Origin of the sequence: Cupriavidus sp. USMAA2-4 (genome assembly GCF_001854305.1) — a bacterium.
GTDB classification, from domain to species: Bacteria; Pseudomonadota; Gammaproteobacteria; order Burkholderiales; family Burkholderiaceae; genus Cupriavidus; species Cupriavidus malaysiensis.
Genome location: NZ_CP017748.1, coordinates 2,525,716 through 2,538,625, shown reverse-complemented (window position 1 = coordinate 2,538,625; position 12,910 = coordinate 2,525,716). Strand labels below are relative to the sequence as shown.

General features: G+C 69.8%; 9 protein-coding genes. 3 read left to right on the top strand and 6 right to left on the bottom strand.

All coding sequences use genetic code 11. From position 1 onward, the window contains the following. Nucleotides 1-114: 114 nt before the first annotated feature. The 5 genes from BKK79_RS11120 to BKK79_RS11100 form a co-directional block, all read right to left on the bottom strand. Nucleotides 115-1,629, bottom strand: a complete 1,515-nt coding sequence (locus BKK79_RS11120; RefSeq protein WP_071037715.1) for a tripartite tricarboxylate transporter permease — start codon at nt 1,627-1,629, stop codon at nt 115-117. A gap of 67 nt (nt 1,630-1,696) precedes the next feature. Then, complete coding sequence (locus BKK79_RS11115; RefSeq protein WP_071010485.1) at nt 1,697-2,170, bottom strand: tripartite tricarboxylate transporter TctB family protein; 474 nt, start codon at nt 2,168-2,170, stop codon at nt 1,697-1,699. A gap of 253 nt (nt 2,171-2,423) precedes the next feature. Continuing rightward, a complete protein-coding gene (locus BKK79_RS11110; RefSeq protein ID WP_071010486.1) occupies nt 2,424-3,386 on the bottom strand; it encodes a Bug family tripartite tricarboxylate transporter substrate binding protein in 963 nt (320 codons plus the stop codon). A gap of 392 nt (nt 3,387-3,778) precedes the next feature. After that, complete coding sequence (locus BKK79_RS11105) at nt 3,779-5,266, bottom strand: sensor histidine kinase (RefSeq protein ID WP_071010487.1); 1,488 nt, start codon at nt 5,264-5,266, stop codon at nt 3,779-3,781. A 1-nt stretch (nt 5,267) separates the two neighbouring features. Next, a complete protein-coding gene (locus BKK79_RS11100; protein WP_071010488.1) occupies nt 5,268-5,942 on the bottom strand; it encodes a response regulator in 675 nt (224 codons plus the stop codon). Between the two features lie 185 nt (nt 5,943-6,127). Between BKK79_RS11100 and BKK79_RS11095 the strand changes: the two genes are divergently transcribed. After that, nucleotides 6,128-7,288, top strand: coding sequence for an ABC transporter substrate-binding protein (locus BKK79_RS11095; protein WP_071037714.1), 1,161 nt, complete (start codon nt 6,128-6,130; stop codon nt 7,286-7,288). A gap of 24 nt (nt 7,289-7,312) precedes the next feature. Here the strand turns inward: BKK79_RS11095 and BKK79_RS11090 are convergent, their stop codons facing one another. Beyond that, nucleotides 7,313-8,026: a TetR family transcriptional regulator gene (locus BKK79_RS11090; RefSeq protein ID WP_071010490.1), complete on the bottom strand. Its 714-nt coding sequence runs from the start codon at nt 8,024-8,026 to the stop codon at nt 7,313-7,315. Between the two features lie 476 nt (nt 8,027-8,502). Between BKK79_RS11090 and BKK79_RS11085 the strand changes: the two genes are divergently transcribed. Further along, entirely contained in the window at nt 8,503-9,723 is a 1,221-nt protein-coding gene (locus BKK79_RS11085; protein WP_071010491.1) for an efflux RND transporter periplasmic adaptor subunit, read from the top strand. 30 nt (nt 9,724-9,753) lie between these two features. Then, on the top strand, nt 9,754-12,909 hold the full coding sequence (locus BKK79_RS11080; RefSeq protein ID WP_071010492.1) for an efflux RND transporter permease subunit: 3,156 nt from the start codon (nt 9,754-9,756) through the stop codon (nt 12,907-12,909). The last annotated feature ends 1 nt before the right edge of the window (nt 12,910 follow it).

The window sequence follows — 12,910 nt, the reverse complement described above, 5'->3', positions numbered from 1 at the left end:
GTTTCTTCTTGTGGAAGGGTCGGGGGGTGCCGCCGGGGCGGCGCCGGCCGTCCCCGGCAATGGAAAAGGCCCGGCGCGCGCCTGGCGTGCCGGGCCTTGCCGGTGCGTGCGTGCTCAGCCCGCCGGGTCGGCGACGCCGCGGCCGGCGCTGCGCCGGGCCAGCCAGCCCAGCAGGCGCGGGATCAGCACCACGGCCACGGTCATGGCCAGGATGGTGGCGGAGATCGGCTGGGTCACGAAGACCGACCAGTCGCCCTGGCTGATCGACAGCGCGTTGCGCATCTGCTTCTCGGCGATCGGCCCCAGGATCAGGCCGACGATCACCGGCGCGGTGGGGAAGTCGAAGCGGCGCATCGCCATGCCGAGCAGGCCGATCACGAACAGCAGCAGCAGGTCGAACCACGACTGGCGGATGCCGTAGGCGCCCAGGCCGGCGAAGATCAGGATGCCGCCGTACAGCAGCGGCGTGGGGATGCGCAGCATGCGCACCCACAGGCCGATGGCCGGCAGGTTCAGCACCAGCAGCATCACGTTGCCGACGTAGAGCGAGGCGAGCAGGCCCCAGACCAGGTCGCCCGAAGTCTGGAACAGCATCGGGCCCGGCTGCAGGTTGTAGTTCTGGAACGCCGCCAGCAGGATGGCGGTGGTGTTCGAGGTGGGGATGCCCAGCGTCAGCAGCGGTGCCAGCGTGGCGGTCACGGCCGAGTTGTTGGCGGCCTCGGGGCCGGCCACGCCTTCGATCGCCCCCACCTTGCCGAACTCATCCTGGTGCTTGGACAGCTTCTTCTCGGTGGCGTACGACAGGAAGGTCGGGATCTCGGCGCCGCCGGCCGGGATCAGGCCGAAGGGGAAGCCGATGACGGTGCCGCGGATCCAGGCCGGCACCGAGCGCTTCCAGTCGGCACGGTTCATCATCACCGAGCCGACCTTGTTGAAAGTGCCGGCCGGCTGCGGGAAGAAGGCGTTGAAGAGTGCCTCGCCCACGGCGAACAGGCCCACCGCCACCACCACGATGTCGACGCCGTCGTACAGCTCCTGCACGCCCATCGAGTAGCGCGTCTGGCCCGACAGCGAGTCCATGCCGATCAGGCCGATGCCCAGGCCCAGGAACAGGCTGGTCATGCCGCGCAGCAGCGAGGAGCCGAGCACCGCCGAGACCGTGGTGAAGGCCAGCAGCATGATCATGAAGTACTCGCCCGGACCGAACTGCAGGGCCACGTCGGCGGCCACCGGCGCGAACATCGACAGCAGCACGGTGGCGATGGTGCCGGCCACGAAGGAGCCGATCGCCGCGGTGGCCAGCGCCGGGCCGGCGCGGCCGTTCTTGGCCATCAGGTTGCCTTCCATCGCCGTCACCATGGTGGACGACTCGCCCGGGGTGTTCATCAGGATGGACGTGGTGGAGCCGCCGTACATGGCGCCGTAGTAGATGCCGGCGAACATGATCAGGGCGGCGGTCGGGTCGACCTTGGTGGTCAGCGGCAGCAGCATGGCCACGGTCAGCGCCGGCCCGATGCCGGGCAGCACGCCGATGGCGGTGCCGAGGAAGCAGCCCACCAGGGCCCACATCAGGTTCAGCGGTGTGATGGCCACGGCGAAGCCGTGCATCAGCTGGTTCAGGGTATCCATATCAGACTCCGTGCCGGATTCAGGACCGACGAAACGAGGGCTTGGGGATTCGGTCTGAGGCGCGGCTTCAGAAGCCGGCCACCGGCAGCAGCGGCAGGTTGATGCCGAGCAGGAATTCGAACAGCGCCCACATCGGCAGCGTCACCGCCAGGCCGATCAGGGCATCGCGCACCAGGCGGCGGCTGCCGTAGCCGCGCGCCACGCACACCATCAGCAGCGTCGACGACAGCACGAAGCCGAGCGTGCCGATCAGGGCCATATTGGCCACCAGGCCGGCCGACACCCACAGGAAGCCGCGCAGGTTGTGCGGCGCGGAGGGCAGTTCGGCGTCCTCTTCCGGCATGTTGCGGAAGCCGCCGCGCACGCCCTGCCAGGTCAGCAGCGCGCCGCACACGGCCAGGCCGATGGCCACCAGCGTGGGCACGAAGCGCGGCGACAGCCCGGCATAGCCGGCATCGTCGGAGATGCCGGGCAGGCCGGTGAAGAAGAAGACGGAAAGCGCCAGCACGGCGATGCCGATGGCGAGATGCGAGGGCTTCATGGGGTGGGGCTCCTTCAGCCGGCTGGTGCCGGCGGGAGTCGATCGGATCCCGCGCGAGCGGGGGCCCGGCGACGTATATGGTTCTGGTTTTTCGGTATCGCAGGTGGCAGACGCCGGGCCCCGGCCCGTTCTCCACCGGCCGGCGCATGCCGGTCGGGGGCGGGTACGACGGGTGAAACGGTAGAAACGACGGAAACAGCGGCAACGACGGCAACGGCACGGGCGCCGGCGCTGGCGCCCGCGGGACGCGACCTTACTTGGCCACGCCCAGCTCGCGCAGGGTCGAGCCCAGGCGGGCCGATTCGCTGTCGACGAAGCGGGCGAACTCGTCGCCGGTCAGCAGGAAGGGCGTCCAGTCGTTCTTGGCCAGGGTTTCCTTCCACACCGGGCTCTCGGTCGCCTTGACCACCGCGTCGATCAGTGCCTTGCGCTGGGCGTCGCTGATGCCGGGTGCGCCGTACACGCCGCGCCAGTTGTAGATCTCGACGTTGATGCCCTGCTCCTTCAGCGTCGGGATGTCGGCGGTGCGGTCCTTCGAGGTCACGGCCAGCGCGCGCATCTTGCCGCTCTTGATGAAAGGCAGGAACTCCGACACGCCGGCGATGCCGGCGGTCACGTGGCCGCCCAGGATGGAGGCCGAGGCCTCGCCGCCGCCCTGGAAGGGCACGTAGTTGATCTTCTTCGGATCGACGCCGCCTTCCTTGGCGATCAGGCCGGCCAGGATGTGGTCGATCGAACCCTTGGAGCCGCCGCCCCAACTGACGCTGCCCGGGTTGGCCTTGAGCTGGGCCACCAGGTCCTTCATCGACTTGATCGGCGAGGAGGCCGGCACCGTGATCACCATGGTGTCGGCGAACAGGCGCGCGATCGGCGTGGCGTTCTTCAGCGTGACGGGCGGCTTGTTGGTCTCGATGGCGCCCACCATCACCGCGCCGGTCACCACCAGCGCGTTCGGGTTGCCCTTGTCGGTGTTGACGAACTGGGTCAGGCCGATGGTGCCGCCGGCACCGCCCTTGTTGTCGTAGGAGGCCGACTTGGCCACGCCCGCGGCGACCATCGCGGCGCCCAGCGAGCGGCCGGTCTGGTCAAAGCCGCCGCCGGGGTTGGCGCCGATCATGAACTTCACGCTGTCCACCGCATGGGCGGGGGCCGCGGCGATGGTGAGGGTGGCGGACGCCAGCACGGCGTAGGCAAGGCGATGCAGGTTGCGACGCATGGGTTCTCCTCTCGGGTTTGCCGGCCCGCCCGTTTGGGGCCGTGGGGCCGTGGCTTCGGCGGGCGCCGCGGGGGCGGGAGGAGCGATGCCGGCGCCCAGCCGGCACATGCCCGGCACCTGGGTGTCGCGGGTGTCGCGCTGTCTCCCGTCCCGGCATGGTCGACCTGCCGGACTCGTTGTTGTGCTTCTGCTTGTCTGGCCGGTAATACTTGAACCGGACCATGGCCGGATTCTAGGCGGGTGAAACTGTCAATTTGCTGTCAAAGCCGGCCCGATTCCCTAGGGGTTAACCTGGGGTTGAATGTCCTGTGCATAAGACATGGGGTCGTGGCGGCCCGCCGTTGCCGCCATGTCTCCCATTGCTTGGCCCCGAACGGTGCGAGCCGCGCGGGTCAGGCCAGCGGCAGGGTCAGCACGGCCCGCACGCCGCGTCCGCTGGCCGCCTCGCCCAGCACCACGGTGCCGCCGAAGCGCGCCGCCATCTCGCGCGAGATGGCCAGGCCGAGGCCCGAGCCCGGCTCGGTGTGGCCGACGCGGCGATAGAAACGTGCGAAGACCTTCTCGCGCTCCTCGGGTGGAATGCCCGGGCCGTCGTCCTCCACCACCAGGCGGGCGCTGTCGCCGGCGCGGGCGGCGGACAGCGTGATGCGGCTGCCGCGCGGCGAGTACTGGATGGCGTTGTGCACCAGGTTGGCCAGCGCCTCGCGCAGCAGCGCGGCATCGGCGCGCACCGGCAGCGCCAGCCCCTGCTGGCCCTCCCAGCCGAAGTCCTGCTGCTTGCCGCGTGCCAGCGGCAGGTAGTCGAGCGCCACCTGTCCGGCCACGGCCGCCGCGTCGACCACCTCGACCGTGTCGGCCGGCGCCGCCGCGCCGGCGCCTTCGCCATGGTGCTGGCGCACGCGCGCCAGCGCCAGCAGCTGGTTGGTCAGGCGCGCCGCCTGTTCGAGCTGGGCCACCATGCCGCCCACGGCCTCGCCCGCGGCCTGCTGCGCGGGGGCGGGGTCGGCCAGGCTGCCGAGCTGGCGCTGGGCGAACTCCGCCTGGGTCTTCAGCACCGCCAGCGGCGTGCGCAACTGGTGCGCGGCGTCGGCGATGAACTGTGTCTGCGCCTGCGTCAGCGCCGCCGAGCGCGAGACGTGGCGGTTGACCGCGTCGACCAGCGGCCGCACCTCGACCGGCACGTGCTCGAAGGCCAGCGGGGTGAGGTCGTCGGGCGAGCGCGCCTCGACGTCGTCGCGCACCCGCGCCAGCGGGCGCAGCACGAAGGTGACGCCGCCGATCACGATGGCCGCGCTGACCAGGATCAGCAGCAGGTCGCGCGCCAGCGCGCCACGCCACACGGTGCCGATCAGCGCCTGGCGCGGCTCGGCCGTCTCGGCCACCTGGATGACCACGCGCAGATGGGCGTTGGGACGGTAGACCGGATGGGCCAGCACGGCGATGCGGACCGGGTCGCCGCTGTAGCGGGCGTCGTAGAAGCGCGGCTGGTTGCTGACCAGCGGGCCCGCCGGCAGCGGCAGGTCGCCATAGCCGGTGACGGTCTCGATGCGGCCCTCGCGCTCGACCGAGACGCGGTAGAACACGCGCGTCTGGGCCGCCGTCTCGAAGGCTTCCATGGCGGCGTCCGGCAGCGTCAGCTGCACGTTCTCGCCGTCCATGCCGATGGCGTTGTCGATGGCGCGCACCGAGCCGTACAGCGAGCGGTCGTAGGCGGCGTTGGCGGCGTCGCGCAGCGTGCCGTAGGTCAGCCAGGTGTCCAGCGCCATCATGGCGGCAAGCGCCGGCAGCAGCAGGATCAGCAGTTGCCGGCGCAGGCTGCCGCGCAGCCAGCGCCGCACCGGGCGCGCCGGCCGGGCCGGCGCGGAAGCCTCGGCCGCCATCTCAGTGCGCGCCCTCCGGCTCGAGCAGGTAGCCGAAGCCGCGCAGCGTCACGATGGTCACGCCGTGCCCGCTGAGTTTCTTGCGCAGGCGGTAGATCAGCACCTCGATGGCGTCGGGGCTGACATCGGCGTCCAGCGAGAAGACCTTGTCGAGCAGTTGGGCCTTGGTCAGCGGCTGCCCGCTCCTGGCCAGCAGCGCGCCCAGCAGCGTCGATTCGCGCGGGGTCAGCGCGAGCGGCGCGCCGTCCAGCGTGAAGCCGCGCGTCTCGCCGTCGAAGACCAGGGTGCCGCACTGCAGGCGCGGGTGGGCGCGACCGCGGCTGCGCCGGATCAGCGCCAGGATGCGGGCCTCCAGCTCGGCGATGGCGAAGGGCTTGGGCAGGTAGTCGTCGGCGCCCAGGTTGAGACCGCGCACGCGCTCGTCGAGCGTGTCCTGCGCGGTCAGGATCAGCACCGGGGTGCGGTCGTCGCGCGCACGCATCGCCTTGAGCACCGACAGGCCGTCTTTGCCGGGCAGGCGCAGGTCCAGTACGACGGCGTCGTACTCTTCGGCCGCCAGCCGTGCCTCGGCCTTGAGGCCGTCGGCCACGTGCTCGATCACGAAGCCGCCCTGCTCCAGCGCGCGCGCCACCCAGCGCGCCAGTTCGATCTCATCTTCCACCAGCAGGATGCGCATGCCGGACCTCCCTACCACCCGATTGCCAGAAATGCGGGGCGCCGGCCGGGCCGCCGGTGCGCAGGGCGCACCGGGCGGAGGCGCGGCGGGCGCTCCGAGGGCGCCTATAATACCCCCGCCCCGCTCCCCCCGCCGCGCACGGGTCCGAGGCGCGCGGGCACGCCCCCGCTCCGCCGCCACCGCCGATGCCCAGCTCGCCCATCCTTCCGCCCGCCGGCACCCTGCGCCGGCGCTTGCTCGCCGCCGCCGGCGCCACCGTGGCCGGCTCCGCGCTGCCGGTGCTGCCCGCGCTGGCGCAGTCCGGCGCCCCGGCCGTGCCGGCCGGCTATCCCGACGACTACGAGCAGACCATCGCGCGCGGGCAGCGCGAGGGCGCGGTGACGGTGTATGCGACCACTGATCTCGACATCGTGCGGCCGCTGATCCAGGCCTTCGAGGCGCGCTATCCCGGCATCAAGGTCCACTACGAGGACCTGAACTCGCTCGCCCTCAACGACCGCTTCCTGGCCGAGTCGGCCCGCGCGCCGGGCGCCGGCGGCGCCGACGTGCTGTGGAGTGCGGCCATGGACCTGCAGGTCAAGCTGGTCAACGACGGCCACGCGCAGCGCTACGAGTCGCCCGAGCGCGGCGGTCTGCCGGCCCGCGCGGTGTGGCGTGACGAAGCCTGGGGCACCACCTTCGAGCCGGCGGTGATCGTCTACAACCGCCGCCACCTGGCGGGCGTGCGGCTGCCGCGCAGCCGCAGCGGCCTGGCGCGGTTGCTGCAGGACAAGGCGCCGGGCTGGCGCGGGCGGGTGGTCACCTACGATGTGGAGAAATCGGGCGTGGGCTACCTGCTGGCGCAGCAGGACGCGCGCATGGGCAGCGAATTCTGGTACCTGGCGCAGGCGCTGGGACGCTCGCGCGTGCAACTGCAGGCTTCGACCGCGGGCATGATCGAGCGCATCGCCAGCGGCGAGCTGGTGCTCGGCTACAACCTGCTGGGCGCCTATGCCCTGTCGCTGATGGAGCGCGGCGCCGACATCGACGTGATCGCCCCGCGCGACTACACCCTGGTGATCTCGCGGGTGGCCTTCATCGCCCGCCGCGCGCCGCATCCCAATGCCGCGCGGCTGTGGCTGGACTTCCTCTTGTCGGGCGAGGGCCAGGGCCTGCTCGGGCGCTCCAGCTCGCAGCTCTACACCGTGCGCACCGATACCGAGAATCCCTACAACGCCACCGCGCTGGCCGAGCGGCTGGGCTACGCGCTCAAGCCGATCGGCCTGGGCCCCGGGCTGCTGGCGGCCCAGGATGCGATGCGCAAGCGGGCCTTCCTGGCGCGTTGGCGCGCGGCGCTGGCCGGATAGGCCGGCGCGGGCCGGCGCGCCGGCTCAGGGCTGTGGCGGCGTGCCGCCGCCGTGGCCCGATGCCTCCGGTTGGTCGCCGATCGGGTTGGCGGGGCGCGGCACGTAGCCCCGGCGCAGCGCGGGCGACAGGCGCAGCATATCGATGATGCCGTCGGCCAGGCGCTCGGCGCTGGCGTCCAGGTCGAAGCTCTCGGGGGCAAACAGCCAGTGCGCCAGCAGGCCGTGCACCGAGGCGTGGAACAGCTGGGTGGCGGCGTCCAGGTCGAGTTCGGCCGGCAATTGGCCGCGCTCGCGCGCCAGGCGCAGGTGGTCGCGGATCTTGATGTTGCCGTCCTCGTGCGACTGGCGCTGGCGCTCGAAGATGGCGCCGTTCTCCTGCACCATCTCGCACTTGTGGAAGATGATCTCGTAGACGCGCCGCCATTGGGCGTTGCGCACGGTCTGGCGCATCACGAAGACGCAGATGTCGCGTACGCCGCCCAGCGGGTCTTCCTGGCGCTCGATATGCTCGGGCTCGCACAGGGTCTCGATCGGCAGGTGCACGCGGTCGCACATGGCGGCGAACACATCGCTCTTGTTCTTGAAGTGCCAGTAGATGGCACCGCGCGTCACGCCGGCGGCCTCGGCGATGTCGGCCAGCGAGGGGCGGGCCACGCCGCGGGCGTGAAAGACGGCTTCGGCGGCATCGAGAATGCGATTGCGCGTCTCCTGCGCCTCTTCCTTTGTGCGTCTGACCATATTCCTTTCTCTGCGGCCACGCGGACCGCGTCGGTTCCTCTCCCCAGGTCACGCCAGTGCCGGCGCGTGACGTCCGTTTCCTTGGTTGCGTCAAGCCTGCGCCGAAGCGGCACGGCGAATGGCGCGCATGCTAACGCATGCCAACTCCTTTGCGCACAAAAACATTGCGCCATGTGCAAAGCCCCGCACTGCAACAGGACTTTTACATACATGCTTGGATGTATATATAATACGCGCTTGCCTGGCATCCGGCAAAGCCGATCTGCCCGGCAGCCTGCCCCATCCATCGGGCAGGTCGTCACCTGAAAGCCGCCGTTCGTCGCATGTGCCGTGCCTGCATCACGGATCGTGGCTAGCATTGCGCTTTTTGCTTGTTTCCGCCGCCGTCCGCGCGGCGGTCGCGGCGTTTCCGCGACCGGCAGTAAAAGTCACCTGTCCGGGCGCCGCCGATTTCAATTGCCATCATGGGGTTATCGATGAGGAAGTCCCAACGAATCACCTGCGTTGCCGCTGCCGCGCTGACGGTACTGGCGTTGTCCGCCTGCGGTGACAAGAAGCCCCAGGCCGGGGCCGCCATGCCGCCGCCCGAAGTCGGCGTCGTCACCGTCACGCCGTCGCCGGTGGCGGTCGTCAATGAACTGCCGGGCCGCCTGGAAGGCGTGCGCACGGCCGAAGTGCGCGCCCGTGTCGAGGGTATCGTGCTGTCGCGCAACTACCAGGAAGGCGGCGAGGTCAAGGCCGGCCAGGTGCTGTTCCGCATCGACCCGGCGCCCTACCAGGCCCAGCTCGCTTCCGCCAAGGCCAGCCTGCAGCGCGCCGAGGCCAATGCCGTGACCGCGCGCCAGAAGGCCGAGCGCTACAAGCCGCTGGTCGCCGTCAATGCCGTCAGCAAGCAGGAGTACGCCGACGCCGTGGCCGCCGCCGGCCAGGCCGACGCCGACGTCGCCGCGGCCCAGGCCGCGGTGACCACCGCCCAGATCAACCTGGGCTACACCACGGTGACGGCGCCCATCGGCGGCCGTGCCGGCCGCGCGCTGGTGACCGAAGGGGCGCTGGTCGGCAAGGGCGAGGCGACCCAGCTGGCGCTGGTCGAGCAGGTCGACCCGATCCGCGTGACCTTCACCCAGCCCGCCAGCGAGGTGGCCAAGCTGCGCCGCGCCATCGAGTCGGGCCAGATCAAGGGCGTCGACGGCGGCGCGCGCGTGCATCTGTTCGTCGAGGACGGCCGCGAGTACGAGCACACCGGCAAGCTGCTGTTCTCCGACATGACGGTGGACCCGACCACGGGCGCCATCACGCTGCGTGCGCAGTTCCCCAATCCGAAGCGCGAGCTGCTGTCGGGCACCTTCGTGCGCGTGCGCATCGAGCAGGGCCTGAACGAGCAGGCGCTGACCGTGCCGCAGCGCGCGCTGATCCGCAATGCCCAGGGCGCCAGCGTGCTGGTGGTGGGCCAGGACGGCAAGGTCGCCGCCATGCCGGTCAAGGCGCCGCAGGCGGTGGACGATCGCTGGATCGTCACCGAAGGCCTGAAGGGCGGCGAGCAGGTCATCGTCGAGGGCCTGCAGAAGGTCAAGGTGGGCGCGCCCGCCAAGGCCGTGCCGTTCGTGCCCCAGGGCGCTGCGCAAGGCGCTTCGGCGCCGGCCGCGCCGGCCAAGAAGATCGAAGCCGAGGCCGGCGGCGCAGCCAAGCAGGGTTAATCCAAGCGGAACCAGAAGGGAGCCAGTTTTATGGCCAAGTTTTTTATCGACCGGCCGGTGTTCGCCTGGGTGGTCGCGCTGATCATCGTGCTGGGCGGGATCTTGTCGATCCTGCAGCTGCCGATCGCGCAATACCCCAACATCGCGCCGCCCACGGTGTCGGTGACCGCCACCTACCCGGGCGCTTCGGCGAAGACCCTGGAGGATTCGGTCACCACCGTGATCGAGCAGGAACTGAACGGCGCGCCCGGCCTGCTCTACTACAACTCCACCAGTGAGGCCACCGGCCTGGCGACGATCACCATCGCCTTCGAGCCGGGTTCGAACAACGACCTGAACTCGGTCGAAGTGCAGAACCGCCTCAAGCGCGTGGAAGCCCGCCTGCCGGCCGAGGTGCGCCAGCAGGGCGTGCGCGTGGACAAGGCCGGGAACAACTACATGATGTTCCTGACCGTGTCGTCGAAGTCGGGCCGGACCGATGCCATCACGCTGGGCAACTACGTGTCGGCCAACCTGCTCGACTCGATCCGCCGCGTGCCCGGCGTCGGCCAGGCCGACCTGTTCGGTACCGAGTACGCGATGCGCGTCTGGCTGGACCCGGCCAAGCTGACCGGCTTCAACCTGACGCCCAAGGACGTCACCGCGGCCATCTCCGAGCAGAACGTCCAGGTCGCCGTGGGCGAGCTGGGCGGCACCCCCTCGCCCAAGGGCACCGAGCTGAACGCCACGGTGACCACCGAGAGCCGCCTGACCACGCCCGAGCAGTTCGCCAACATCCTGCTGCGCGTGAATCCGGACGGCTCCTCGGTGCGCATCCGCGACATCGGCCGCGTCGAACTGGGCGGTGCCGACTACTCCACGCTGGCCCGCACCAACGGCAAGCCGTCGGCCGCGATCGCCATCAAGCTGTCGCCCAGCGGCAACGCGCTGGCCACCGCCACCGCGGTGCGCGCCAAGATGGAAGAGCTGTCGAAGATCTTCCCCGACGACTACCAGTACTCGGTGCCTTACGACACCTCCGCCTTCGTCAAGATCTCGATCGAGGAAGTGGTCAAGACGCTGCTGGAAGCCGTGGTGCTGGTGTTCCTGGTGATGTACCTGTTCCTGCAGAACATCCGCGCCACGCTGATTCCCACGCTGGTGGTGCCGATCGCGCTGCTGGGCACCTTCGGCACGCTGCTGGCCTTCGGCTTCTCGATCAACGTGCTGACCATGTTCGGCATGGTGCTGGCCATCGGTATCCTGGTGGACGACGCCATCGTGGTGGTGGAGAACGTCGAGCGCATCATGAGCGAGGAAGGGCTGTCGCCACGACAGGCCACCCGCAAGGCTATGGGCCAGATCACCGGCGCCATCGTCGGTATCACGCTGGTGCTGACCGCGGTGTTCATCCCGATGGCCTTCTTCTCGGGCTCGGTGGGCAATATCTACCGCCAGTTCTCGGTGTCGCTGATCGCCTCGATGGCCTTCTCGGCGCTGATGGCACTGTCGCTGACGCCGGCGCTGTGCGCCACGCTGCTCAAGCCGGTGCAGGCGGGCCACCATCATGAGAAGACCGGCTTCTTCGGCTGGTTCAACCGCACCTTCGCACGCGGTGCCAGCAGCTACCAGAGCGTGGTCGGCCGCGTGCTGGCGCGTACCGGCCGCTACCTGATCGTCTATGCGCTGATCGTCGGTGCGATGGTGGTGCTGTTCAAGCGCCTGCCCTCCTCCTTCCTGCCCGACGAAGACCAGGGCTACATGATCACGGTCGTGCAGCTGCCCAACGGCGCCACCCAGGAGCGCACGCTGGGCGTGCTCAAGCAGATCGAGGACTACTACCTGACCAAGGAATCGAAGGTGGTGGACCAGATGATCACGGTGGCGGGCTTCTCCTTCTTCGGCCGCGGCCAGAACGGCGGTATCGCCTTCGTGCGCCTGAAGGACTGGAAGGAGCGCACGGGCCCGGGCGAGACCGCGCAGGCGATGGTCGGCCGTGCCTTCGGCGCGCTGTCGGGCATCAAGGACGCCATCATCTTCCCGCTCAACCCGCCGGCGATCTCTGAGCTGGGCAACTCCTCGGGCTTCGACTTCCGCCTGCAGGACCGCTCCGGCCAGGGCCACGCCAAGCTGATGGAAGCCCGCAACATGATGCTCGGCATGGCGGCCAAGAATCCCGCCCTGGCCGGCGTGCGTCCGGAAGGGCAGGAAGATGCGCCGCAGCTGCAGATCGACATCGACCGCGAGAAGGCACGCGCGCTCGGCGTCGCCGTGGCCGACATCAACAGCACGCTGTCGGTCGCCTTCGGCTCGCTGTACGTCAACGACTTCATCTACGAAGGCCGCGTGCGCAAGGTGATCGCGCAGGCCGAAGGCAACGACCGCAAGCTGCCCGACGACCTGAGCAAGCTGCGCGTGCGCAATGCCAACGGCGACATGGTGGCGTTCTCGGCCTTCTCCACCTCGAAGTGGGTGATGGGTTCGCCGCGCCTGGAGCGCTACAACGGCCTGCCCGCGGTGAAGATCGCCGGCCAGCCGGCGCCGGGGCACAGCACCGGCGAGGCGATGAAGGAGATGGAGGCGATGTTCGCCAAGCTGCCGCCTGGCTTCAGCTACGAGTGGTCCGGCCAGTCGTACGAAGAGCGCCTGGCGGGTTCGCAGGAGCCGATGCTGTACACGCTGTCGATGATCATCGTGTTCCTGTGCCTGGCCGCGCTGTACGAGAGCTGGACGATCCCGGTGGCGGTGCTGCTGGTGGTGCCGCTGGGCGTGCTCGGCGCGCTGCTCGGCGTGACGCTGCGCGGCATGCCCAACGACGTGTACTTCAAGGTCGGCCTGATCGCCACCATCGGCCTGTCGGCCAAGAACGCGATCCTGATCGTGGAGTTCGCCAAGGACCTGCAGGCGCAGGGCAAGGGCCTGGTCGAAGCCACGCTGGAAGCGGTGCACCTGCGCTTCCGCCCCATCCTGATGACCTCGATGGCCTTCATCCTGGGCGTGCTGCCGCTGGCGATCGCCACCGGCGCGGGTTCGGGCAGCCAGCGCGCCATCGGTACCGGCGTGATCGGCGGCATGTTCACTGCCACGGTGCTGGCCATCTTCCTGGTGCCGGTCTTCTTCGTGGTGATCCGCAAGCGCTTCGGCAGCAAGCCGCAGCCGGAGCTGGAACACGGACAGGGCTGGAACGAGCCGCAAAAGGAAATCTGAT